Source organism: Streptococcus anginosus, from assembly GCF_001697145.1.
GTDB classification, from domain to species: domain Bacteria; phylum Bacillota; class Bacilli; order Lactobacillales; family Streptococcaceae; genus Streptococcus; species Streptococcus hominis.
Genome location: NZ_CP012719.1, coordinates 1,940,691 through 1,964,658 on the forward strand (window position 1 = coordinate 1,940,691; position 23,968 = coordinate 1,964,658).

General features: G+C 39.7%; 25 protein-coding genes and 1 pseudogene. 11 read left to right on the forward strand and 15 right to left on the reverse strand.

The window, feature by feature from the left end:
• Positions 1 to 48 precede the first annotated feature (48 nt).
• Positions 49 to 404, reverse strand: a pseudogene (locus SanJ4206_RS09505) (tyrosine-type recombinase/integrase); the annotation flags it as partial.
• Between the two features lie 132 nt (positions 405 to 536).
• A complete protein-coding gene (locus SanJ4206_RS09510) occupies positions 537 to 1,400 on the reverse strand; it encodes a cation diffusion facilitator family transporter (protein WP_003027839.1) in 864 nt (287 codons plus the stop codon).
• A gap of 170 nt (positions 1,401 to 1,570) precedes the next feature.
• On the opposite strand from SanJ4206_RS09510, the gene SanJ4206_RS09515 reads away from it, so the two are divergent.
• Together SanJ4206_RS09515 and SanJ4206_RS09520 are read left to right on the forward strand one after the other, a co-directional pair.
• A complete protein-coding gene (locus SanJ4206_RS09515) occupies positions 1,571 to 2,092 on the forward strand; it encodes a TetR/AcrR family transcriptional regulator (protein WP_003027840.1) in 522 nt (173 codons plus the stop codon).
• 66 nt (positions 2,093 to 2,158) lie between these two features.
• Positions 2,159 to 3,328 (forward strand): CynX/NimT family MFS transporter, encoded by a 1,170-nt coding sequence (locus tag SanJ4206_RS09520; RefSeq protein WP_003027841.1) that lies wholly within the window; start codon positions 2,159 to 2,161, stop codon positions 3,326 to 3,328.
• A 67-nt stretch (positions 3,329 to 3,395) separates the two neighbouring features.
• On the opposite strand, the gene SanJ4206_RS09525 is transcribed toward SanJ4206_RS09520, so the two are convergent.
• Positions 3,396 to 3,980, reverse strand: a complete 585-nt coding sequence (locus tag SanJ4206_RS09525) for a DNA-3-methyladenine glycosylase (RefSeq protein WP_003027842.1) — start codon at positions 3,978 to 3,980, stop codon at positions 3,396 to 3,398.
• A 255-nt stretch (positions 3,981 to 4,235) separates the two neighbouring features.
• On the opposite strand from SanJ4206_RS09525, the gene SanJ4206_RS09530 reads away from it, so the two are divergent.
• Positions 4,236 to 5,060: a Cof-type HAD-IIB family hydrolase gene (locus tag SanJ4206_RS09530; RefSeq protein ID WP_003027843.1), complete on the forward strand. Its 825-nt coding sequence runs from the start codon at positions 4,236 to 4,238 to the stop codon at positions 5,058 to 5,060.
• Between the two features lie 249 nt (positions 5,061 to 5,309).
• Here SanJ4206_RS09530 and dltD read toward each other — a convergent pair whose 3' ends face one another.
• The 5 genes from dltD to SanJ4206_RS09555 are packed head-to-tail and all read right to left on the reverse strand — an operon-like array spanning position 5,310 to position 9,758.
• Positions 5,310 to 6,578, reverse strand: coding sequence for a D-alanyl-lipoteichoic acid biosynthesis protein DltD (dltD, locus tag SanJ4206_RS09535; protein WP_003027844.1), 1,269 nt, complete (start codon positions 6,576 to 6,578; stop codon positions 5,310 to 5,312).
• Positions 6,571 to 6,810 (reverse strand): D-alanine--poly(phosphoribitol) ligase subunit DltC, encoded by a 240-nt coding sequence (gene dltC / locus SanJ4206_RS09540; RefSeq protein WP_003027846.1) that lies wholly within the window; start codon positions 6,808 to 6,810, stop codon positions 6,571 to 6,573. Before dltC ends, dltD begins: the two co-directional genes overlap by 8 nt.
• A 15-nt stretch (positions 6,811 to 6,825) precedes the next feature.
• A complete protein-coding gene (gene dltB, locus SanJ4206_RS09545) occupies positions 6,826 to 8,070 on the reverse strand; it encodes a D-alanyl-lipoteichoic acid biosynthesis protein DltB (protein WP_003027847.1) in 1,245 nt (414 codons plus the stop codon).
• Complete coding sequence (gene dltA / locus SanJ4206_RS09550; protein WP_003027848.1) at positions 8,067 to 9,593, reverse strand: D-alanine--poly(phosphoribitol) ligase subunit DltA; 1,527 nt, start codon at positions 9,591 to 9,593, stop codon at positions 8,067 to 8,069. The genes dltB and dltA overlap by 4 nt, the downstream gene beginning before the upstream one ends.
• Positions 9,594 to 9,626: 33 nt before the next feature.
• Positions 9,627 to 9,758, reverse strand: coding sequence for a teichoic acid D-Ala incorporation-associated protein DltX (locus tag SanJ4206_RS09555; RefSeq protein ID WP_003026731.1), 132 nt, complete (start codon positions 9,756 to 9,758; stop codon positions 9,627 to 9,629).
• Positions 9,759 to 10,061: 303 nt separating this feature from the next.
• On the opposite strand from SanJ4206_RS09555, the gene SanJ4206_RS09560 reads away from it, so the two are divergent.
• The 5 genes from SanJ4206_RS09560 (at position 10,062) to SanJ4206_RS09875 (ending at position 13,008) form a co-directional block, all read left to right on the forward strand.
• On the forward strand, positions 10,062 to 10,388 hold the full coding sequence (locus tag SanJ4206_RS09560) for a PadR family transcriptional regulator (protein WP_003027850.1): 327 nt from the start codon (positions 10,062 to 10,064) through the stop codon (positions 10,386 to 10,388).
• Positions 10,375 to 11,370, forward strand: coding sequence for a DUF4097 family beta strand repeat-containing protein (locus SanJ4206_RS09565; protein ID WP_003027851.1), 996 nt, complete (start codon positions 10,375 to 10,377; stop codon positions 11,368 to 11,370). Before SanJ4206_RS09560 ends, SanJ4206_RS09565 begins: the two co-directional genes overlap by 14 nt.
• Positions 11,371 to 11,379: 9 nt before the next feature.
• On the forward strand, positions 11,380 to 11,997 hold the full coding sequence (locus SanJ4206_RS09570; protein ID WP_003027852.1) for an HAD family hydrolase: 618 nt from the start codon (positions 11,380 to 11,382) through the stop codon (positions 11,995 to 11,997).
• 217 nt (positions 11,998 to 12,214) lie between these two features.
• A complete protein-coding gene (locus SanJ4206_RS09575; protein WP_003027853.1) occupies positions 12,215 to 12,829 on the forward strand; it encodes a hypothetical protein in 615 nt (204 codons plus the stop codon).
• A 2-nt stretch (positions 12,830 to 12,831) separates the two neighbouring features.
• The gene (locus SanJ4206_RS09875; RefSeq protein ID WP_022525253.1) at positions 12,832 to 13,008 is read left to right on the forward strand and encodes a hypothetical protein; all 177 of its coding nucleotides are present in this window, start codon (positions 12,832 to 12,834) and stop codon (positions 13,006 to 13,008) included.
• A gap of 50 nt (positions 13,009 to 13,058) precedes the next feature.
• Here SanJ4206_RS09875 and SanJ4206_RS09580 read toward each other — a convergent pair whose 3' ends face one another.
• The 5 genes from SanJ4206_RS09580 to SanJ4206_RS09600 form a co-directional block, all read right to left on the reverse strand.
• Positions 13,059 to 14,519 carry a carbohydrate-binding domain-containing protein gene (locus SanJ4206_RS09580; RefSeq protein WP_022525254.1) on the reverse strand — a complete coding sequence of 487 codons (1,461 nt, stop codon included), beginning with the start codon at positions 14,517 to 14,519 and terminating at the stop codon, positions 13,059 to 13,061.
• A 13-nt stretch (positions 14,520 to 14,532) separates the two neighbouring features.
• Complete coding sequence (locus tag SanJ4206_RS09585) at positions 14,533 to 15,213, reverse strand: DUF4956 domain-containing protein (RefSeq protein WP_003027855.1); 681 nt, start codon at positions 15,211 to 15,213, stop codon at positions 14,533 to 14,535.
• On the reverse strand, positions 15,194 to 15,928 hold the full coding sequence (locus tag SanJ4206_RS09590; RefSeq protein WP_003027856.1) for a polyphosphate polymerase domain-containing protein: 735 nt from the start codon (positions 15,926 to 15,928) through the stop codon (positions 15,194 to 15,196). The genes SanJ4206_RS09585 and SanJ4206_RS09590 overlap by 20 nt, the downstream gene beginning before the upstream one ends.
• A 158-nt stretch (positions 15,929 to 16,086) precedes the next feature.
• The gene (locus tag SanJ4206_RS09595; protein WP_049533144.1) at positions 16,087 to 16,479 is read right to left on the reverse strand and encodes a hypothetical protein; all 393 of its coding nucleotides are present in this window, start codon (positions 16,477 to 16,479) and stop codon (positions 16,087 to 16,089) included.
• 91 nt (positions 16,480 to 16,570) lie between these two features.
• Positions 16,571 to 17,329, reverse strand: coding sequence for a DUF6261 family protein (locus tag SanJ4206_RS09600; RefSeq protein ID WP_022525255.1), 759 nt, complete (start codon positions 17,327 to 17,329; stop codon positions 16,571 to 16,573).
• Between the two features lie 567 nt (positions 17,330 to 17,896).
• Here SanJ4206_RS09600 and SanJ4206_RS09605 point away from each other — a divergent pair.
• Both SanJ4206_RS09605 and SanJ4206_RS09610 read left to right on the forward strand, forming a co-directional pair.
• The gene (locus SanJ4206_RS09605; RefSeq protein ID WP_022525256.1) at positions 17,897 to 18,781 is read left to right on the forward strand and encodes a helix-turn-helix domain-containing protein; all 885 of its coding nucleotides are present in this window, start codon (positions 17,897 to 17,899) and stop codon (positions 18,779 to 18,781) included.
• Between the two features lie 17 nt (positions 18,782 to 18,798).
• On the forward strand, positions 18,799 to 19,572 hold the full coding sequence (locus SanJ4206_RS09610) for a Cof-type HAD-IIB family hydrolase (protein WP_003027862.1): 774 nt from the start codon (positions 18,799 to 18,801) through the stop codon (positions 19,570 to 19,572).
• A 39-nt stretch (positions 19,573 to 19,611) separates the two neighbouring features.
• On the opposite strand, the gene SanJ4206_RS09615 is transcribed toward SanJ4206_RS09610, so the two are convergent.
• Complete coding sequence (locus SanJ4206_RS09615) at positions 19,612 to 22,410, reverse strand: YhgE/Pip domain-containing protein (protein ID WP_003027863.1); 2,799 nt, start codon at positions 22,408 to 22,410, stop codon at positions 19,612 to 19,614.
• A gap of 173 nt (positions 22,411 to 22,583) precedes the next feature.
• Here SanJ4206_RS09615 and SanJ4206_RS09620 point away from each other — a divergent pair, with 173 nt between their 5' ends.
• Entirely contained in the window at positions 22,584 to 23,117 is a 534-nt protein-coding gene (locus SanJ4206_RS09620) for a TetR/AcrR family transcriptional regulator (RefSeq protein WP_003027864.1), read from the forward strand.
• A gap of 111 nt (positions 23,118 to 23,228) precedes the next feature.
• On the opposite strand, the gene rpsD is transcribed toward SanJ4206_RS09620, so the two are convergent.
• The gene (gene rpsD, locus SanJ4206_RS09625) at positions 23,229 to 23,840 is read right to left on the reverse strand and encodes a 30S ribosomal protein S4 (protein ID WP_003026749.1); all 612 of its coding nucleotides are present in this window, start codon (positions 23,838 to 23,840) and stop codon (positions 23,229 to 23,231) included.
• Positions 23,841 to 23,968 lie beyond the last annotated feature (128 nt).

The window sequence follows — 23,968 nt, forward strand, 5'->3', positions numbered from 1 at the left end:
AAGGCTTTTTTCTTATATCTCAAACTAAATATCAAATATTTATAATCATCAAGAAATCATTTCAGCCAAATCTATCATGGCTTGTTCAATCTTATCCTTTCCTTTTTGCATAACATGAAGATAGATTTTTTCTATCTCTCTACTATCCTCTGAATGTCCTACAAATTTTCGAATCACGTTTAGACTTACATTTTTATCTGCCATAACTGAAACAAAGCTATGTCGAAACATGTGAGGAACTATGTGAACAGGTCTGCCAAAATCAACTAAGTCATCAATATCTTTATAAGGTTTTCCACTTTTTTGTTGTATTTCGCAGACTGACTTGAACCACCTTGCAGGAACATTGAAATTTCTGTATGATACAATGAGCTACCTTGCTGATTCTTACATTTAATATACGTGATACTAGTTTCCATATTTTAATTTATAAGTAAAATAATCAACCATCTTATGAAAGTAGAATTTTCAACAATCATAAAAAAGAAAACATAGAAATAAAGAGTTTAAAACATCTGTCTTAAACTCTTTATTTCTCACTGTTGCTCGCCAATACAGCATTCTTCGTGCTCATCTAAACTTTCGTCTGTCTGAATGGTGACTTTTGTAATTCCATACATTTTGAGATGTTGGCGAATGAGCTGCTGAGTTTCTGCTTGTTGTTCGGGATGTTTCATGCAAATATGAATCATCGCAAATTTTTCTAGCCCATCAGTTGTCCAAACATTTAGCTGAGTGATTGTTTGGATATTCTCGATTGTTTGAATCTCTGCATAAAGATCATTCAAGTTCACATCACTCGGTACGTGATCAAGAAAGATTTGAACATTTTCCCAAAACTTTGGCAGTGCTTTACTCAAGATAAAAGTCGAAATGATGAGCGAAAGCAATGGGTCAAGGAAATACCAATTTGTAAAACGAAGAATGAAGGATACAAAGATCACAGCCAACCAGCCTAAAATATCTTCTAGAAAATGCAGACTCAGAATGGATTCATTGTGTGTATGTCCATGGCTAACCACTCTGCTGGCTGCAAAGTTGATTACAATTGCAAAAATTCCCAAAATAAGCATACCATCGTAATTTACCCGTTCAGGCGCAAACAGCTTGGGAACATTTTCAACCAGAATGAGAATAGAACCTACTATTAAAATGGTAGAAGTCAACATAGCTCCCAGCAAACTATACCGTTTATAGCCTAATGTATAGTTTCTATCATCTCGTCTATTGGAAATTTTTTCAAAAAACGCCGACAAGCCAATCGCTAAGGCATCTCCTGTATCATGTACCGCATCTGCCAGTACAGCACTAGAATTAAATAGAGCTCCAAAGATAAATTCAATAATTGCAAACGAAAAATTTAACAGAAATGCAATCCAGACATTTTTACTTGATTTCATTATTGTCTCCTTCTAATCGCACATTGAGATTTGATTTTATTTATTGTATAATGTATTCAAAACAAAACACTTTGTTCAATTATATTATCTACTATTTTAACGGAGGAAACAAGAAACAAATCTAATGCTTCGTTTGATAGTGTACATTTAAGGAGATTTGTTCGGAAACGATGGATAGACGAGTTAAAAAATCACGCGCAGCCATTTATCAGGCTTTTCTCACTCTTTTGAATCAAAAAAGCTATGAGTCCCTCACAGTTCAAGAAATCATTGACCTTGCAGATGTCGGTCGGTCGACTTTCTATGCTCATTTTGAGACGAAAGAGGCACTACTTGAAGAAATGTGCCAAGATTTGTTCCAGCATACGTTTGTTGAGCGCTACCAAGCAAGTGAACTTTTTGACGCAACAGCTCATATTTTTTACCATTTCAGGAAAAACCAAGATAAAATAGCTACTTTATTATTGTCTAAAAATATTTATTTTATCAATCGTTTAAAATTAGAACTAGAGCATTATCTTTTTCCTCTCATTCGCGAAAAGCTATTGATACAAAAGTCTGATTTACCAGAACCATTTTTAAAAAACTATGTCACGACAACTTTTATTGAAACAGTTACTTGGTGGTTGGGACAACGAAATAAAATCGATGAAGCCACTATTACAGCCTACTATCTTGAGCTAATGCACTAATATAGGGCTATAATTTTGACTATCTCTATGGTATAATTTTTTTTAAGAACCCTTCTAGGAGAATTTATGAAAAAACAACATTCTATCTTTTTATTACCAGGAATTATCATGGTGGGTGTCGCTTTGCGGACGCCCTTTACAACGCTTCCAACTGTCTTAACAGACATTGCCAACGGACTTCATGTTTCAGTTAGTTCCCTCGGTCTTTTGACCAGTCTGCCCTTAATCATGTTTGCTCTCTGTTCTTCATTTTCGGCGCATTTAGCGAGCAAAATTGGGCTCGAACGGCTTTTTACTCTTGTCCTTGCTCTGCTTACCATTGGATCTTTCATTCGGATTTTTAATCTACCACTTCTTTATGTGGGGACGATTCTCATTGGAGTTTCCATTGCAGTACTTAATGTTTTACTTCCAAGTGTCATCCAAGCCAATCAACCGCATCGGATTGGACTCTTGACAACCATGTATGTAACCTCTATGGGGCTATCAACCGCTATTGCTTCTTCTATTGCAGTGCCGATAACAAAAGCAACTTCATGGCAAGGTCTTGTTCTTTTTTTGACAATGGTTTGTCTTTTAGCATTTTTGATTTGGCTACCAAATACATCTTATAACCATTTCTTAATGAACAAAAATAAAGAGCAACAAGGTAACTCTATCTGGAAAAATAAAAAAGTTTGGGCTATTATTATTTTTGGTGGCTTGCAATCATTGCTTTTTTATACTTGCCTAACCTGGCTACCAACTATGGCAACACAAGCCGGCATTTCAAATGCTTCTGCTGGAGTTTTAGCCTCTGTCTTTAACTTGATTAGTCTACCTTTTTCAATGACCATTCCTAGCTTGACAACACGGCTGTCTCCTCGTCATCGTATGATAATGTTAGCAATTATCTCTGCTGCGGGTATCCTTGGTATTAGCATGCTCTTAATTCAAACGAATGATTTCTTTTATTGGCTTATTGCCAATATCCTCATTGGGTCAGCTGTGAGTGCTCTTTTCCCATATCTTATGGTTACTTTTTCAACAAAAACGAGTAGCCCTGAACAAACTGCTCAGCTATCTGGCTTAGCACAAACAGGTGGTTATTTACTAGCTGCTTTTGGACCAGCTCTATTTGGTTATAGTGCCGATTTCTTCCATTCTTGGCTACCTGCTGTATATGTCTTGCTCATTCTTACAATCATTATGATTATTGCCCTCTTTTATGTAGAGAAATCTGATAAAATTTTATAAAAATCAAAAACAGAATGGAGAGTGAACCTTTTTCAGTTGTTGGACTCTTTTCTCCACTCTGTTTTTTTTAATTATCTATTTTCCATGTCTTAGCATCTGGCAATAAACCTACCTTCGAAATTTTAGAAACGTGCCGATTGCCCATAACATAAAAGCCTAGAGGCACAGCTCGCCATTCATCTGTGCAAGTCACGCCAATTCGAGAGCGCGAGCCAATTTGAAACGGGACAGCATTTTCTACCAATTGCAATCTTGAAGTGGTCAAACCTTGACCATCAAATTCCTTGGTAATCCCTGCAAATTTAGTTAATTTTCCTGGGCCGTTGGCAATCAATGTCCCGTCTGGCAATTCCAAGGCTCGAATCAAGACAGCTTCTGCAACATTCTCAGCTCTTGTGACTAAATTCAACATTTGATGTCCGTAGATTTGATAGACATACCAGTGTCCAGCAGATAAATACATAGACTCGTTTTTCGGTGTTCGTTTGCCATGCGCACTATGACAAGCACTATCTTTAGCTCCCAAATAGGCTTCTGTCTCAACAATTCGTCCCAACACTTGTCCGTCTAAGCACAATTGCATACCTAACAAGGACTTAGCCGTTGCGACTGTATCTGTCTGCATGATATGTTTAAATTCTTTTGATAACATGATTTCATTATAACATGAATTCCATACAAAAAAGCAATCGAGAAAGACTGCTTTTTTTGTTTAGGAGATTATGATGAAAAAAGTTTTTTTTAGGATTAGTTATAAGATACCTTGTGTTGCTTAAATTTGTCTTAATAGAAAACAGTTAAACCGCTTTCAAAAATTCTTTTTTGTGTTAAAATAATAACAAAGAAGAAAAATGAACATTCTGATTATCACCCCACAATGATATCATGCTTATAAAGAAGAAATTTTATGAACAAACGACCTATCCGCCTTGTCATAAGCGATATTGACGGTACTATTTTAAATGACCAACACCAAGTTGATTATCAGCTAAAAACACAGCTTCCTCTTTTGCAGGAAAAAGGAATCCCTTTTGTGTTGGCATCTGCACGTTCACCACTTGGCATGGAGCCAATCGCACAGCAGCTTGGTCTCATTGACAATCCATTGGCTTGCTACAATGGCGCTCTTGTCATCAAAGGAAATCCTCAGAATTATGATATTTTAATGGAACACGCTTTGGATAAAAAAGAAGTTCGTTGTCTGCTAGAGCTCGTCCAAGAGAAGTTTCCAGCTGTAGCTATCAATCTCTATACAGGAAAGGATTGGTTTGCTGAACAGATTGACAAATGGGTTCAGGAAGAAGCAGATATTACCGGTGAAAATCCTATCCTTCAATCTCTAGTTTCTGTTGTAGAACATTATGCTTCTATTCACAAACTTCTTCTGATAGGTGAAACAGTCATCATTCAAAATCTTCACGACTATCTGCAAAACACAGATTTTCCTAAAACAGCCTTTTATCTTTCAAAAGAGAATTATCTAGAAGTTACAGCTAAACAGGTTTCTAAGGAAAATGCTCTTCAAGAGATTGCTCATTTTTACCAAATCCCTCTCCAGCAAGTCATGGCAATCGGTGATAACTTCAACGATCTCCCCATGCTGAAATTGGCCGGTTTAGGAGTGGCTATGGGAAATGCTCCTAAAGCAGTCAAAGAGCAAGCTACTATAGTCACTCTGACAAACAATGAGGGAGGAGTCGCTCAAGCAATAGAGCAATACGTCTTGGATTAACAGCTATCTTTCCAAAATACAATAGAAAAACGAACAGATTCATAAAATTCTCTAGTTCTCCATATAAAAATTAAGGGAATTATGTACCTGTTTACACAACCGCAAAGTATAGTTGTCAAATTTACAAAATCTTGTTTTAAAATACTACATATTGTAATTGGTGTAAACTGCTATATAGTTCCCAAAAATAAAACACGGACAAGCAAACTAGCAACCAACTAGTTAATTTGTGTTCGTGTTTTATTTTTCTTATTTAAAATTCTCAATTGCTCCGTCATAATTTGCCCATTCTTTGCTGAAGAATCGATCATTCATCCGGTAAGTCGGAGCAGGCTTTGGATTGGAAATAAAAGGATTGACAGCCTTATCAAACGCCAGCCAGCCAAGCCAGCCCATGTGAATGGTGTCCTGCATAAAATAAGGTTTCCCACCATCGTTTGAAAAGTCTGCAATATTGGTAAAACCTTGGCTTTCCAACTGATAACGAATTTTCTTCACCGCTTGTTGATACTTTTCTTGACTCAAACCAGTATAGGCCATCCACTTTGCATTGACAGGGGGAATAACAAAGATTGGATTCGTTTTTGACTTGGCAAATTGCTTCAAAACAAGCTGTAAGTCATTATACTCAGGAGACTTGACATAGGATAGCTTTTCCTGCGCACCTTTGAGCTTCTTTAAATGCTTTCGCAAACGGCGACGATAGAACTTATTATCAATTCCCAAGTTATTATTGTTAGTGTTTTTTTGTGCATCTTTAATAGCAAATTTTTCTAAATCCTCGTAGGAAAATTTATTTGGTAAACGCTTGACTTGAGGCTGAACCAATTTTTCATAATTTGCATTGCGTTCGGCAAATAGTGAGCTAAAAAGAGCATCCTCCCGCTGATTCAAACGACTAATAAGACGAATATATTGCTTGTCAAAATTTGACAGTTTCTGATTAGCAGCGACTTTTTTTACATTGTCTTTCATAGCCACTGTCGGATACAGTTGTAAGAGACGCTTAGCCGCATACTGAGCAGCAATATCTCCTTCTTGCTGACGCAAGAAACTGGTCAATTGATCACTATTAAAATATTGTTGAAATGCTGCTGGACTGTAGCCTTTTTTGGTAAACCATTGAGGAGAGACCACATACACGACTGTTTTATTTTTCAGTTGAGGAAGCAGCTGCTGCATACCAAAATATTGTGTAAGAGACGCTGCGGCACGTTGCCCCAAAAAATACGGACGGTAATTGCGGTTGTATTTTTCTGACAAAACCGCAGGATGCATACTGTCAAAGCGCAGCCATTCACTTGAACCAAAGTAAGGAACAAAGCGGTGCTTTTTATCTGTCAAAGTACGTACTTTTTGTGTTCTTCCCTTGAAACTTCCCGCCGTCAAAGTAACGGCTGAGCGCTTTTCAGCTTGGTAATCATGTTGTTGCTTGGTTGGGTAGAAAAATAGTAAAGCCACCACCATCAAAAGGGCGCAGAAAACTGGACCTAAAATGAGCCACAATCGTTTAAGCATTGCGAAGCTCCGTTACACCTTCAATAATTTTATTAGCCGTATTCCAATCATCACGACCAAATTCTGAGACGGGAACATGGATGTCAAAATGGTTTTCTAGCTCAACAATCAATTCCACAGTACCCATACTGTCCAGGACTCCTGCATCAAACAAATCTTCGTCCATCATGTCTGATACATCTTCCATAAACAAATCATCAATAATTTCTAATACTTCTGCTTTTACGTCCATTAGAGAACTCCTTTTTTATTTTTTAAACCATAAGTCATTCAAAAATCCTGAGAAGATTAAGAATGAAAACATTACAACATTAAAAGTGATAAACATCCCCACTGCTTGTGTCCATTTGTTATCTGGCAATGGTGGCAAATTCTTCTTTTTCCGTTCTTTATTGACGGTCTTCTTCTTTCGCACCCAAGCGTCATTGATAACGAGCCCTAGACCATGAAAGAGTCCATAAGCAATGTAATACCAAGTCACACCGTGCCAAAAGCCCATGACTAGCATGTTGATGATATAAGCTACGCTTGAAGTGGTGTTCCGATTTTTAAATACTTTATTTCGGATAAGTACTGTGACCAGCCGCATAAATACAAAATCACGGAACCAGAAAGACAGACTCATGTGCCAACGATTCCAAAACTCTTTCAAATCGCGCGAAACGAAAGGTTTATTAAAGTTAATCGGACTTTTAATGCCCATTAGATTGGAAATAGCGAGGGCAAACATGGAATAACCCGCAAAGTCAAAAAATAAATCCAATCCAAATACATACATCACTCCTAGAGTTGGCAGGTTGAAGATACCACCCATTTGCACTGCATATTGCTTGAGAGGAGGCAAAATCATTGAGCCTAAAATATGTGCCAAGATAAACTTGTATAGAAAGCCAAGCATTATGTATTGAACGGATTGCTCCAACATATCTAGCAGTTCATCACGCTCAGGGATATTTTCATAATCTTGATTGAACCGCTTAAAACGATCAATCGGTCCACTTGAAAAAGTCGGCATAAAGAGCATAAAACGTAGAAATTCCCATAAGCTAAAGTCTTTTAGTACGCCATCTCGCAGCTCAATAATCATTCCTACTGAACGAAAAGTCAAATAAGAAATTCCCAAAAAGCCTAAGAGTGATTGATGTCCATAAATCGCTGGCATCACTTTTACAAGGAAAAGCGGCAAGATAGAGAGAGCAATGTGCAAGTAGAATATCCACTTGCCGTCTCTTGCTTTTCGATAAATTTTGTAAGACCAAACCCAAATCATCTGCCAAATAACGTAAAACAGTAGCGCATAAATTTGCGTTAACTTCGGTCCAGTCAGCATAAAAATGATAAAAGCAAAGCTGACCAGAGCTTCGTAAATGGGAAATCTTTTTTTGAAGAATAAACCAACAAAGATTGGCAAAACGGCTAAAATGATATAAACAAAATACTGCGGATCCCCGTACGGTTCCAAGTGAGGAAGCTGTCTTATGAAATCCATCATCGGTTGTTGACCTCGCTAATCAAACCTTTAATATCAATCTTACCATTTGGTGTCAATGGCAAGGAATCCCGATAAAGGAATTTGGAAGGCATCATATAAGACATCATAATATCTTGCAAATCTTCTTTGATAGCTTTGGTGATGTCAATCTCACGCTCAAATTGTTCCTTAACCCCGTCCTTCAGGATGACATAGGCTAGAAGGTTTTGTACTTTATGATCTTTATTGTAACGCGGTACAGCCACAGCTGAGTCCACATATTGAGACTTGTTCAGGTTTTGGGAAACATCTTCTAATTCAATACGAAAACCGTTGAACTTGATTTGGAAATCCATACGACCGCCATAAAGCAGTAAACCTTCATCTGTCATAGTACCAACATCACCTGTATGATAAGCTGGTAACCCTTCAAATTCAAAGAATGCTTCGGCTGTTTTCTCTGGATTGTTCATATAGCCTTTTGATACAGCTGGTCCAGATATAATGATTTCTCCTTGCTCACCATTTGGCAATTTGTTTCCGTCTTCATCAATCACAAAAGTTGGAGAATCTGCTTTGGTATAGCCAATCGGCAAGCGTTTCATATTTGTCAGCATATCATCCGTTATAGCAACGGCAGATAGAGCCACAGTTGCTTCTGTCGGACCGTAAGCATTGATAATACGTGCATTTGGAAAACGGTCACGCAATTTTTGAGCCGTTTTAACCGTCAATTCTTCTCCGTCAAAGTAGAAATGTGTAATGCCTGGCATTTTTTCAGCATTGAAATCTTCAGACAGCATTGCCATGTCTGCAAAAGACGGCGTGGATGTCCAAATAGCGATTGGCAAGTTCAAAATAGTCTCAAACAGCTGCTTGAAATCTTGCGTAATGGCAGACGGAACTGCAAAAAGTGTTCCTCCAAGTGCCAAGGTTGGCGCCCAGTACATAACCGATAAATCAAAAGAGTAAGGTGGCTGCGCCAACATTTGCGGACGAGCTGGAGTCGCAAATTCCTTATCTGTAATCATCCAGTTGGTAAAGCTAAGCAAATTATCGTGCGAGATTTGCACACCCTTTGGCTTTCCAGTCGTTCCTGAGGTGAAAATGATATAGTAATTCGCATCACCTTTAACAGGGTGTGTAATTTCGTAAGGATGTTTGGCTGCAAAAGCTACTTGAACTGTTGTTACATCAAGAATCGGAATCGTCACATCTTTCAGCGGAAAGTCATTGATTGCAATAATGAGACTAGGCTGTGCCACTTCCACAATCGCTGTCACGCGCTCCAGAGCTGAATGACTATCAATCGGAATATAAGCATGTCCTGACTTCGTCAAAGCTACAAAGGTTGCTAACATGTCGTATTCTTGTCCACCAAACACCACCACTGGTGACTTTTCAGGAAGCGCAAGACTATCAATCTTTGCAGCGAGCGAATCCGAGTCCACTTTCAAATCATGATAAGTATGAGCTTCTCCGAGGACATTGTAAACTGGAAAATCTGGTTGAGACTGAGCAAAGCGCTCAATCGTTTCAATCATGTCGTTAATTACTGAATTGGTCACAGTCTGCTCCTAAAATTCATTATAGATAAAACCACCTTGGCCTTGACCAAGATAATTAAAGAAATAAAGCAACGCTAGAAATATCACAAAATAAAGCAGCGTCTGTCCAAAAAATTTAAAAATTATTTTATGTTTTTTCATCATATTCATCACTTTTGTCTTACTTCTAGATAAGACTTAGTATATTTTACCATTTTCTAACGCTATTTTTCAATACAAAACATTCTTTAATTGAGGAATTCAGTTAGAATTAAGGTTTATTTACAACAAACCTAGACAAATTACAGATACTTCTTGACACAGTTAGCTGAAAAAATACGTCTACTAACAGCAACTTTTGATAATATATAAAAATTTTATATATTTTCTTGACTTTAAAAAGAAAAAGAACTATACTATGTATAGAAAAATTATATATAAAAATATTATATATAGGAGGTGCTCATGTATTTTCCAACATCTTCTACCTTGATTGAATTTCTCATTCTAGCGATTTTGGAAAGCGAAGATTCCTATGGCTATGAGGTTAGCCAAACGATTAAATTGATTGCCAATATCAAGGAATCAACCTTATATCCTATTTTGAAAAAGTTAGAAAAAAATCGTTATTTAACGACTTACTCGCAAGAATATCAAGGTCGAAAACGGAAGTATTACTCCCTTACTCCAGAAGGGCGAAAGCAGTTAAACACCCTTAAAAGGGAGTGGGAGTTATATACAGCGACAGTCAACGGTATCATAGAAGGGAACATTCGCCATGACAAAAACTGACTATTTAGCCGCACTAGAGAAATACTTGAAAACATTGCCAGAAGCAGATTATAAAGAAGCAATGGATTATTTTACGGAATACTTTGAAGAAGCCGGACCTGAAAATGAAGCACAAGTCATTGAGGAGTTGGGAGATCCCAAAGACGCAGCAGAAGAGATTATTCGCTCACTTTCATCAAATCAAGCAGAAGAAATGTCAACTCGTCCTCAACACCAGTCATCTGCACACAATCACCAATCATATACCGACAATGCTTATATCTTTGAAGACTATGCAACAATCTCTGAATTACATATTGATGTCACCACGCAAGATATTCTGATTGAGCCTTCACCTGATGATTTTTTCCACATCAAATACTATAATGGAAAAGGCAACAATCAAATCATTTCTACTGTTCAAAACGAGAAGTGGCACATTACAGAAAAAGGCAACACGCATTATAGTGGTTTGGACTGGATTATTAACGTCATGAAAAACGGTTTTGATAATCATCCTATTTGCATTCAAATCCCGAATGGCAAGATTCTTCAGTCATTCTCACTTCAAGCAACTTCTGGTGATGTAGCTGTATCTCATCTTCAAACACAAAAAGGAACGATTGAGCTTTCAAGTGGTGATTTGACCATGCGTCATTGCCATTTGCAACAGACCAATGTTACCCTTATCAGTGGTGATATTCATCTAGCACATGTCAAATTAACGGATTGTAAGCTATCTCTCGTGTCAGGGGATCTCGACACGCATTCTTTAGAAATTGCTGGTAAAACCTCTATTCAAACAACAAGCGGAGATATTTCACTTCATCTGCTGCACCATGATTTCAGCTATGATCTTGAAACAGTGCACGGAGACATTTCTATCTCTGATCAGCTCCAGCCGAGCCACCAAATCGTTGGCAACACAATCCGTCATAAAGTATCAACTTCTACAGATTCTCTTACTATCCAAGCTGTCAGCGGAGACATCAATCTTTATTAGAGGTTTCGCATGAAACAGATTCATTGGTTATTCTTTGATGTTGGCTCAACTTTGGTAAATGAAGAAAAAGCCTACCAAGATCGGATTGAGCAGGCTATTGCGGATACTCACATTTCTTATGCAGCATTTTATCAAACTATGATTCACTATTTTAAGGAAAACAAAAAGGGCGATGCGGAGGCTCTGAACGATTATGGTCTGAAGCGTCCGTCTTGGAGGTCTGATTTAGAGGTGCTGTATCCTGACTGCAAGCAAGCGCTGAAAACTCTCCACCAGCACTACAAGATTGGGATTATTGCCAACCAGTTACCGAACTTGCAAGCAAGATTGGGAAGATTTGGTATTGATTCTTGGATTGATCTGGTGATTTCCTCTGCCGATGTTGGCTTGGCAAAACCTGATCTCGCTATTTTTGAGTTAGCTCTCCAACAAGCGAACTGCTTAGCTGAAGGCGCTGTGATGATTGGCGACCGTTTGTACAATGATATTCTTCCGGCTAAACAACTTGGAATGCAAACCATTTGGATCCGACAGAGATTTAGCCGCTTGACCCACGTAACGAATCCAGCAGAAGCACCAGATTGGACTGTTGATAATTTGACAGAGATTCTAGAGATTTTAGGCTGAGCATGCAAAAAACTAGAGTTGTTTCGCTCTAGTTTTTTTAACGTTATCAACTTTATTATATCATAAATTTTTTTCAAAAATAGACTTGTTTCTTCTTATTTTTGTGATATATTGAAAGTGAAAAAAGGGGAATTCTTTAAGCAGTTCGTCAGAAGGGAGGATTTATAATTAGAGCTGTAGTTTTATCAATTTGATTTTATAAAAAGGAGGAAACACTATGAGGCGTTTAGGTTTAATGTTTATTAGCTTTTTAAGTTTCTTAGTTCTAGCCTTTGGCATTGGAACGACTGTAAAAGCTGATGAAACTACTGTTAAAAATTTTGATGTTGTAACAGTTACTAAAGATGAAATCTTAGCCAATTATGTTAGTAATACAGGCGTTAGTTTTGCAGAAGCTGAACGTACTTTATTCCCCAATAAGAGCACTTCTCAAGCTAGAAATGCTCAGCTAAATGAAGAAACTTCATATGTAGTGTTACGTGGTGCTACATATCAAGATGATACGTTAATTTCTTATATTCCAAATAATGCAGGACATGTCTATTTTTATTGTGAAGTTAGTAAAAGCGGTTGGTTTAGAGGAATAAAACGAATTGTTTATGCAGGTTATTATTCTGGAAGTTTAATATTCCAAGGAAATTTTCAATACGCTTTACCCGATGCCAATAGAATACACTTTACTTTAAACGGTCATTTGTATAGAAATACATCAACAACCACTTCAATCGGAGCTGGAATTGGTATTGGTCAGGTTGGTAGCTTTAATGTCGGAGTTGCTGATACATCTAGTTACCACAGTCCATTATATTATCATGGAAATAGGAGTTATTAAGTATGAAAAAAAAGATTGTTATTTTTCAAGCTATTTGGTTTGTTTGTTCCCCTTTCATTTCTTTATTTATTTGTAGAAATATGCCAATTATACGTGATTTATTATTTCATATATTTTTCTTAGTTTTAATCCTATCACAATGGTTAGCGATTAAAACACTATCACACCTTGACGATTAAGCAAAGGTCAAACGAAAGAGGTTGGGTTTTCCAGCCTCTTTTGTCTATCGTCACCGTACGCCAGGACCTCCGCCCATGCCGTTTCCATTTTGGGTAGTCAGGCTAGCTGTTGCGGTCGTGCTTTGTCCATTGACTGTAATGGTGTAGCTTTCACCGTCTTTGATAGCAGCTGAGCTAGCGAGAACGGATTGGAAATTTTTAGCAGCGGTATAGCTGAGGATTTCTTTGCCTGACGAATCGGTAATCGTCACCTTGTCCCCAGCACTACCAGACACATTCGCAAGGATGGAAGCTTGCTTAGAATTTGAGCCAAAGCCCATTGCCATGCCATTGCTGCCGACCATTACAACGGTTCCGCCAGTAATGGTGCCATTTCCGTCATAGTCAAGAGCGCCATTGCCACCATTTGTCGGCCCGTCCACATAGACTTCACCACCTGAAATGGTCAAATCCCCGTTAGAATCCAATCCGTCACCTTGGGCATTAACCTTGACTTTACCACCTGTGATGGTCAGACTGACACCAGCGGTTGCTTGTCCCGGAGCGCTCTCGCTACTGCTACCGTCTGCTGCATTGATTCCGTCGTCATTGGCTGTCAGGTCTAAATCCCCACCGTTAATGGTGACGGTTTTGCCTTCCAGCGCTTCTTCGCTCTTTTCTACCTTAATCGTACCGCCGTCAATAAGAGCCGTATTAGAAGCGTGAATACCATCATCTCCAGCGTTAATGGTAATCTTTCCAGACTGGATATAGAAATTGCCTAATGATGTATCTTCATCATTATCCGCATGAATGGCATCTTCCGTTGCAGTCAAATTCATTGTCGCGTCTTTAATATTGATTGCGTCATTCGCTGAAAGAGCGTTTTTATAACCTTTAATCGTGTAGGTTCCGCCTGTAATGCGCAAATCATCATTGGACTCAATAGCATTGCCATACTTGCCTTCTACCGTCAGACTACCAGAACCGTTGAAAGTGAGATCATCCTTGCTGTAAATCGCAGCGTCATAGTCTGTATTCTTGTGATTGGCAGAATCCGAAATCGTGTTCTTGCTACCTTTTGCAAGCGTGATAAAAGTCTTATCTGCATTTTCTACGACAATTGCAGCATCTGTTCCAGTCATCCTGACCCCATTCAGCACGAGCTGAACCTTGTCTTGGTCGCCAACTTTAACGACAACTTGGACATTTTTACTTGAACCAGATAAGACATAAGTCCCAGCTTTGGTAATCGTCACTGTAGAGCCGGACACTTCCGCACCAGAACCAGAAGTCTTGGCAGATGACCCACTCAAGCTAATCTTAGTTGCTTTTGATTCATCATAAGAAGCATCTTGGTCACGCTTAGTAAAGTAATCAGATATCTTGGTGGTTGTTGTCTTACTTGTGCTAGAAGAGCTAGTGCCGGTTGAGTTGGTGTTTGTCATACTGCACGCCCCTAAAGCAACTGTCAATAGGACAAGTGGAATCAAACGTTTGAACTGTTTTCGTTTTGAGGTTGATCTTCTCATGGCTGTCCTCCTTTTATAGTTCATTTTCTTTTGTGACATAGCGGCTAATGGCAATCTCTAAATTCCCATTTCGCGTCCGCAAAGCGTCCATTAACTCTTTCTCTGTCATCGTACCATTTAATTGGACAATATACTTAATCTTGAACAGACTTCCCATATCAGACGTTTTGACATTTGCTAATTCAACATAGTTGGCCGCCTTTTGAAAGATGTCATCAAAGACCGTCTCATAGTCCAAACTTTCTGGAATGACAACGGTCACTTGACGCATAGAATGCTTCATCTGCCCGAAATTCACCGTTTCCAGCAACAACATGACAACCGACATGATGATCGTAAAGACGCTGGCAAAGACAAGATAGCCCATACCGACAGCAATCCCAATCGTCATCGCAAGGAAAATCGCCAGCAATTCCTTAGCACCACCCGGTGCTGAACGAAAGCGAATCAAGCCGAAAGCCCCCATGACCGCAACCCCTGCACCCAGACTGCCATTGACTAGGAAAATGACAATGGCAATCAAAGTCGGCAGCATAACCAAGGTCATCATAAAGGACTTGCTGTAAATGGTTTTGTATTGATAGACCTTAGCTAATATCAGCCCCAGCACAAGGGCGATACCAATCGCACCAAACATACTGGCTGGATTGACCGTTGTCCCCGTAAAGACATCACTAAATAGCTGATCGAACATGATTGATTACTCCTTTGTAGTCGGTTGTTTTCTTGTAGGCAACCCCGTATTTTGAGAAAGACTTTGGAAAAACGTGGTGGCGATCCAAAATCTCTGCTAGCCAGAGCGGATACGCCCCCGGCACTTTGATTTCCATGATGACATGGTTGTCAGGAAGAAGGTTCTTGCCGTCTTTTCCTGCCAGTAAACTCAAATTTTTCGTCCGATAAGCCACATCATAGTCAATGGTAATCCGCACATTGGAGTTTTCTAAGCCTTTTAGAGAGTAGCGGTTGTAGTAGATATACATCATGGGCTGTACGCCACCGTAACGCTCACAAAGCCATTCGATTTCCTGTTTAATCTGCGAATCCTCAAGCTGGCATTCCCCTGCGAGATACTGCTCTGCTGTCAACAACTCAGTCGCAATCCGACGTTTATACACGACCTTGCGCACTTTTTTCTTGATTTCCAAAAAGACTTGGCTATCAGCCTGAGGGCTAGCATCATAAGTGCGCACGCGCAATTTTTCCTTGAAATAAGGCTTCTCCAAAGACTCCCGAATCATCTGATAGGTCGGTGTATCATAGTAGAGGTTGCCAATCGTTGAATAGACGTGCTCATCTTCTGCCATATACGCTTCAAACTCCTGTAGCAAATCTGCCAACGTTTCCTTTGAGATGACGTACTTGGTTTCTATCCGTTGAAATTTATCTTTAAATGTTTTTTTAGCCATGAGATTGCTCTCCTTTGTCGTTCTTTATCTACGTAGTTTACGGGCAAATCCTTAAAAGAAAGCTAAAAAAAACTTAAAGAAAACAAAACACCCCCATTTTCTGGAGGTGTTTAATAAATGTCTGTAGAATGAAATAGAAACTAGAAGCTACCGCAATCTTATTCTTCACTCTTCTCTTCTTTTTCTTTTTTGATAAGAAAACTGAAAATAATCAGAATAGCTGCTACCAGAAAAATCCAGTACCACACATCATGGCTGCTTCTCGGACCAGAGTAGAGGGAACGTGAAAAATAAATCATCAGATACAAGGAAGTTTCATTATAAAATTCCCAGTTAAAGTGATAGCTGCCTACTGGATAGGACCGCTTATGCGAACACTCTGGCACAAAGATCTGCAAAAGCAAAAATGTTCCCAACACAGCAAAATAAATCACATTGAACACGTCTAATTTCGCATAAGGTTCAACAACCAAGGAAACGAATATCATCATGCTCAACAGATAAAACCGCCACCGAAACCAAAATTCGTTATTAAAATGAAATCGTATCATCCCATCACACTTTCTAATTTTCTGCTCGTTCCTCTTCGTCTTTATCCTACCACTCTGACAGACAAACTTCAAGTAAGATGAAGGAGAAATGTTAGTTGATTTCTGCTACTTTTCCTGCTTCTGCTTTAGGCTCTTTACCCTTGCGACGGGCAAGGACATCTGCATAGTGCTTGCGGCTGTTATTGAGCACGGAAAGGAAGGTCGCATAAAAGCTATCGTCTTTGACTTGGTGCAAAATCACCACATAGTCCGCCAACTGTTGGTAAGGCGTCGCCACTTCTTTGCGCAATCGCTTGACATCATAGCTCACTTTTTGCAATTTCTCTTGGGAGCGAGAGGCAAAGAGTTGTTCAAAAGCTGAGTGACTTTCGGTCAGATTTTCAACGAATTTTCCAAGCGCTAAAGTCCCCACCTGCTCCTTATATGGGGCTGTTTTTAGCTTGTCCAGTAAGCTGACAACGAGGGCGGTTTCTTCCTCGTAATGCTTCTGATGAGCGTCTTTGTATTGGTCAAACAAGCGTTTCAAGCTGGCATAAGCCGCCTTTTCCTCTTCCCGCTTGGCTGCCCGATACGGTTTCAGCGCATCGCGAAGAGCTTGCAAATCAGCGTCGCGCAATTCGTCAGCCGCACTAATCGAAGCTGACTTTTCACTCGCCCGAATCTGACCGAGAGAGGCTTGATAAGCAGGCAAGGCTGCCTTGATCTTCTTGACGAGAGCGGTAATGACGTCCTCATTTTTAAAGTCGAGCGCTTCTTTCTCCACATCGTCTAAAAAACGAGTGATAAACTGCGTGAATTCCGCATGGCGGAGATTACTAATTTTAAGTCCAATGAGCTTTTCTTGCTTCATAAATTCCTTCTTTCCTTTTTTACTTGTCACTTAAAGCGACCGTTTCAATGACTTCTCCTTTTTTCTATCGACTGGGGCGACAACTTAAACTACTTTGGATTCACTCTTTCGACTCGGTCGACAGTCTAAACTACTTTTCATTCATTCTTTCGACCCAGTCGACGGTCTAAACTACTTTGCATTCTTTCTTTCGACCCAGTCGACAGTCTAAACTACTTTTCGTTCACTCTTTCGACCCGGTCGACGGTCTGAACGACAATCAGTTTGCCTTGTCAGCCGCGTGGACGAAGTAAAATTGTCTCGCCTCACCTCATCAGCCAACGAAATCCAGAAAAATCATCTCATTTAGTATAACATGAATGGGAAATTATAGGAAATTTTCTGAAAAAGAGGATTAACCACTTTCAAAACAGTTTGAACACACAGTCCTTAATGGAACGCAGAAGCAGAAAAGGTATTTTTCTTCATCACTTTTTCTCCTTTCATCTATATGATATAATATGATGAAAAGGCATTCACAAAATGCCCACTATTTTCACATTTCATATTTTACACAAGGAGTCGCCTATGCGTTGGGATATTGGAACAGTTTACAAGACAATTCGAAAAGCAAAGGGAATCACCCAGCAAGAGATTTGCGGAGATTGGATTTCGCGCTCCAATCTTTCCAAGTTTGAAAGCAACCAATCCGTTCCCAGCTATGAAACTATGGAATTTCTGCTCCACCAGATTGACATGAGCTTTGGGGAATTTGAATATATTTGTAATTATTATAAACCGCGGACAAGACAAGTGATTATCAATCAAATGTCAAACCACTTATCTATTGTTAATAATACAGAACTTAAAAAAATTGCTCATCTATGCGAAGAACATCTTAAAAAAGTCAAACATGATTTGCCAATCCAAAATATTCTCTCCACAATCAATATTATTATGGAAGTACGAGAGCATAACTTTAGCGATAAAGCAAAACAATTGGCAGAGCAAATTTGGACAGATTTAGAAAAGCGAGATGTCTGGTACGAAAGTGACTTTCGCCTGTTAGGTGTTATTCTCTTCTTCTTTCCAATTGAAACCATTCAGGAGATTACCGAAAAAATTCTCACCAATCTTGAAAAATATAATGATTATAAAAACATCAAAGGAACTCAAGCCTCTATTTTATTCAATCTTTCCACCGTTTATTTTCTCAATAACCGCCTTGACGATTGCCAGCGTATCACCGAGATGATCTTACCGCTCGCCAAGCAAACAAAACGATACGACAAGCTCGGCTTTGCTCAGGTTCGCCTGGGTATTTGCCAAGGAGACGATGCCCTTGTCCAGAAGGGGCTCCAGTTGCTTGAGCTGACAGAAGAAACGACCTTGCTCGAAAACTTGAAAGAAGAAGTCAAACAACATCGTACTTCCCCTTTCTCTCACGTTTCACGTGGAACTTCAGCATCTTAAAGGAGACAGAGAAGCAAATGACTTACAACGGATTTGTATTTTTTGATATTGACGGCACCTTGGTTGATAGCCAAGGACAAGTCCCAGCAGACAACAAAACAGCCATTGCTCAACTACGAGCCAACGGCTTTCTGCCTATTGTCTGTACGGGACGCGGTCGCGGAGAAATGGGGACGGTTCTGGAAGACGCTGGGATTCATTCCGCTATCTTGCTAAATGGCATGGAAATCCTCCATGAAAAGCAATTCCTGTTTGAAGGACGAATTGCACAAAACAGCATTCTCAAGCTCCTGCAACTGGCAAAGGAAAATGAGCATGACCTCGGTTTTTATTCGCAAGGAGAAATGCGTGTGACAGCGCTCAGTCTGACCGTTCAGCAGAATTTCCGCTATTTTCATCAAGACCTGCCCCAAGTCGGTCCGACCATTTATCAAAACCAGCCTTGTCAGATGTTGCTCATTTTTAGTGAGAAGCCTGAAAAAGACACCCAATATCAAGCAGAAATCCCTGAACTTCACTTTTTCCGTAACAGCCCCTACTCGATAGACATCACGCCGCACGGTTGTAACAAAGGCTCTGGGATTCAGCACCTGCTGACCTTGCTGGCAGACGAAGCACCGACTTACGCATTCGGAGACGGACTCAATGACCTGACCATGTTTGAAACAGTAGATTATCCCATTGCAATGGGCAATAGCCAAACAGCCGTCAAAGAAGCAGCCACTTTCATCACGCGCTCCAATGATGAAAACGGTATTCCGTACGCCCTTGCTCACTTTGGTTTAATTTGAAAAAGAAGCTCCTGTATTCAAGATACAAGAGCTTTTAGATTAGACTAATTCTTTTTTATTTGGATTGTAAACCAAGAAACCAAGACCGACAAAGAGCAGCAGAACAACTGTCATGAAGGCAACTTGTCCACCGACTTGCCCTGTTATCGAAATTGTTTGACGCAAAGCCGAAACAGAGTAACTCATTGGCATCCAAGGATTGACATCTTGGAAAATCTTATCCGTCAATGGCAATGGGTAAGTACCCGCACTAGAGGCGAGTTGCAGCAACAACAAGATCAAGGAAATGAAAGCTCCAAGCTTGGTGTCCCACGTTACCAGAGCCGTCACCACCGCCATGAAGCACATGCTGGTCAAAAGAATGATACCAAGCGTTGCCCATTCGTGGTTTGCGGTTAAGCCAATCATGTGTACCGCACCATATACCAATAAACCTGCCAAGAGAGAAATAACGCCATTGACCTGAATACGTGCTTTCAGCCATTCCATACGTGTCTCAGGTTTCTTACCAGAAGGCAACGTGCTAAAGATGATATTGGTTGAAATCGCTGCTACAAAAAGTGCCACAGAAATCATATATGGAGCCATACCGATACCATTTTTACCAACATGGTCTTTATCTGTTTTCTTCGTTGTTAATGGATTTGCGAGAGCTTTAGCATTGGCTTTATTGGTTATCACCGTGGATAATTGCTCTTTGGCGTCTGTCAAACCGGCTGTTAAGCTGTCCGCACCCGACACAAGTGCTCCCAGATTAGACGTGATAGTTGAGCTGCCGTCTGCCAGCTTCGTAGAACCATTCGCAATTTGACTAGCACCGTCAGACAGTTTGCCTGCTCCTGACACGAGTGTAGCAGAATTGTTCACTAATTGACTAGCTCCGTCTGCCAATTTTGCCAAGCCGGCGTCAATTTGACCATTATTAGCCGCCAATTGATTAGCTCCGAAATTGATTTTTGCCATACCAGATGTCAATTGACTATTTTTACCAGCCAAAGTCTTAGAACCTGAACTGATTTTCGCCATGCCAGACGTCAACTGCTCATTCTTACCAGCCAAGGTCTTAGAACCTGAACTGATTTTCGCCATGCCGGATGTTAATTGACTATTCTTACTAGATAAGGTATTAGCTCCTGCTGTTATCTGCGCAACCCCATTGGTGTAGTCGGTTACACCTTTTGCCAATTGACCAGCACCTGTTGCTAAGCTCGTTTGCAATTGGTCAATACCTGCTGCTACTTGATTAGCACCCGCATTTGATTGTTGCAAAGCTGCAAGGATTTTTGCTTGGGATTGTTGTGCGCTCGTTTGAAGCTCTGAAAGCGCACCTTTTGCTTGTCCGATGACAGCTGCGCTTTGTTGATTAGAAGATTGCTCTGGCAAGTTCGTCACTTGCGTCTTGAGCGCTTGAATATTTGTCAATAGACTTGCCGCAGTCGTAGCAGTTTGACTTGGAGTTTGCGAAATCGCAGCATTGATTTCTGCCTGCTCACTAGCACTTAACTTTTGATAAGCAGCTGTAGCAGCCACGTTAGTTGCAATCGTAGTCTTGTCTGTCGTCGCACTATTGGCAAGCGTGTTCACAGCCGTTTCCATATCGCTTAAAGCAGTTGTCATGCTTGCTTTGGCAGCTGATAAGTCTGATCCAGTTGAAAGAGCGGTTTGCACAGCAGTTAAACCTGCTTGCAAATCCTGTAGCTTTTGAACTTGTTCAGCAGTCATGCCAGATTGTTGAACAGTCGTCATTAACGTGTTCAGACCCGTAGCTAATTGATGCGCACCGCTTGATAATTTTTGAATTTCTTCATTAGAAGCACTCAATTGATTAACACCAGCCAATAAGTTTTGCGATTGACTGTTTAATTGATTTGCACCACCTGCAAGATTGGCCACACCATTGGTATAGGTAGTTAAGCCATCTGATAATTGCCCTGAGCCGTCAGCCAATTGACCAACAGCACTTGTATAGTCTATCAGACCTTTTGATAATATATCTGACCCAGAAGCTAATTGACCAACAGCATTTGTATAGTCTGTCAGACCTTTTGAAAGCGTATCTGACCCATAAGCCAATTGACCGACACCTGACGTATAAGCTGAAAGGCGTGTCGATAGCGTACCAATTCCGTCTGAAAGCTGACGCACACCAAGCGTATAGGTCCCCAAACCTGTCGTCAATGTATTAGCGCCGTCTGCAAACGTCATACTAGAGCTAGATAAAGTATTCAAATTATCTGTCAAGGTTTGACTACCGTCTTTTAATTGTTGACCGCCAGAAGCGAGTTGACCACTACCAGAAGCAGCTGTTGTCATGCCTTTCCTCAAGCTATTCATACTCTTGAAGAGAGATGTCGTGTATGTATTTGTCACATTGTTAGCGACAGTTTGTTGAAGCCGCGTCATAGCTGAGTCACTCATCTTGCTGGCAATAAAGCTGTGTCCGCTAGATGTTTGATAATCAATCTGCATCTTTTGCGGCTTATTATCCAGAATACTAGCAGCCTTTTGAGACAAATCACTTGGAAGCGTGATTATCATATAATAATCACCTTTCTCCAATCCCTTCTTAGCCTTTCCTTCAGATACAAAATGAAAGTCCAAAGCATCATTCTTTTTAAGACTTTTCACCATATCATCGCCAACAGATAAGGTGTTGTTGTTAAATGTCGCATGTTGGTCTTTATTCACAACCGCTACTGGCAATTCTGAAACTTTACCATAAGGATTCCACATGGAGCTCAAAAAGATTACATTATAAAGAGCAGGAATCAAGGAAACACCAATCATGACAATCACAAAAATTGGTTTTTTGAAAATTGCTTTCCATTCTTTGAACATTTTTTCTCCTCTATCTTAGACACTCTGTATAAAAATTTTAATTTTTGAAATATTTTTATACACATTGTCTAAATATTTGATATAATAGATTATACAGTTTCTGAAATTTTTCACAAGAGAAAAATTTCATTTTTAGACACGTTGTATAAAATTGTTCAAAAGAGGAAGGTAAAATGGTAGAAAGTAACAAACGTCAAAAAACAAAAATGATTATTGAAAACGCTATGGTAGAGCTACTGGAACACGAATCATTCGATCAGATTAGCACTGTCAAGTTGACAAAAACGGCTGGTATCAGTCGCAGCAGTTTTTATACACACTACAAAGATAAATATGACATGATTGAGCATTATCAGCAAAAACTTTTTCATAAGTTAGAATACATTTTTGATAAGTATGCCCAAAATAAGCGCAGTGCCATTATAGAAGTTTTTGATTTTCTCACACGTGAATCTCTCCTTTCTGCCCTATTGACAGAAAACGGAACCAAAGAAATCCAAACTTTTTTACGCCATAAATTCCAAATTATGCTAGCTGAAGACCTACAAGATCACTTCAATAGCAAATTGCTGAGCCAATTAGAAAAAGAGTACAGTTATGTTTATCTCACAAATGCCTTTTTTGGTGTCTGTCAAATGTGGATTTCCAGAGGAAAAAAAGAAAGCCCCGAACAAATGGCAGATTTCCTTTTAAAAATGCTGTATTAGAATATTTCCTATACCTGCCCTAGTAGCACACACAAGGTCTCTAGGACTTTTTTCGTAATCTTTATAACAAAAAAGAAGCTGGGGAAATCCCAACTTCTGATAATCCATTGATTAAAGTTGTTTGTTGTAGTATTCAACGACAAGTGCTTCGTTGATTTCTGGGTTGATTTCATCGCGTTCTGGAAGGCGAGTCAATGAACCTTCTAATTTTTCAGCATCAAACGATACGAACGCTGGACGTCCAAGAGTTGCTTCAACAGCTTCGAGGATTGCAGGTACTTTAAGTGACTTTTCACGAACTGAAATCACTTGTCCAACAGATACGCGGTAGCTAGGAATATCTACACGTTTTCCGTCAACAAGGATATGACCATGGTTTACGAATTGACGAGCTTGACGACGAGTTGTTGCAAGTCCAAGACGATAAACAACGTTATCCAAACGGCGTTCCAAAAGAAGCATGAAGTTAAAACCAAGGATTCCGCCTTTGATTTTAGTTGCTTGTACGAACAAGTTACGGAATTGTTTTTCACCTACACCGTAAGTGAAGCGAAGTTTTTGTTTTTCAGCCAATTGCAAACCGTATTCTGACAATTTACTACGGTTGTTTGGTCCATGTTGACCTGGTACGTAGTTACGACGTGCTAATTCTTTACCTGTACCTGTAAGTGAAAGACCCAAACGACGAGCTTGTTTCCAAGATGGTCCTGTATAACGTGACATAAAAATGTCCTCCTGTAAAAATAATAATTTGAGGAAATAGTCACTTAGAAAGCCCTGATTCGTGCAGAACATTTTCGCCTAAACAGCCAAGGCTACTTTTATAGCTAATGTTCTGTTGACGAGCTTCA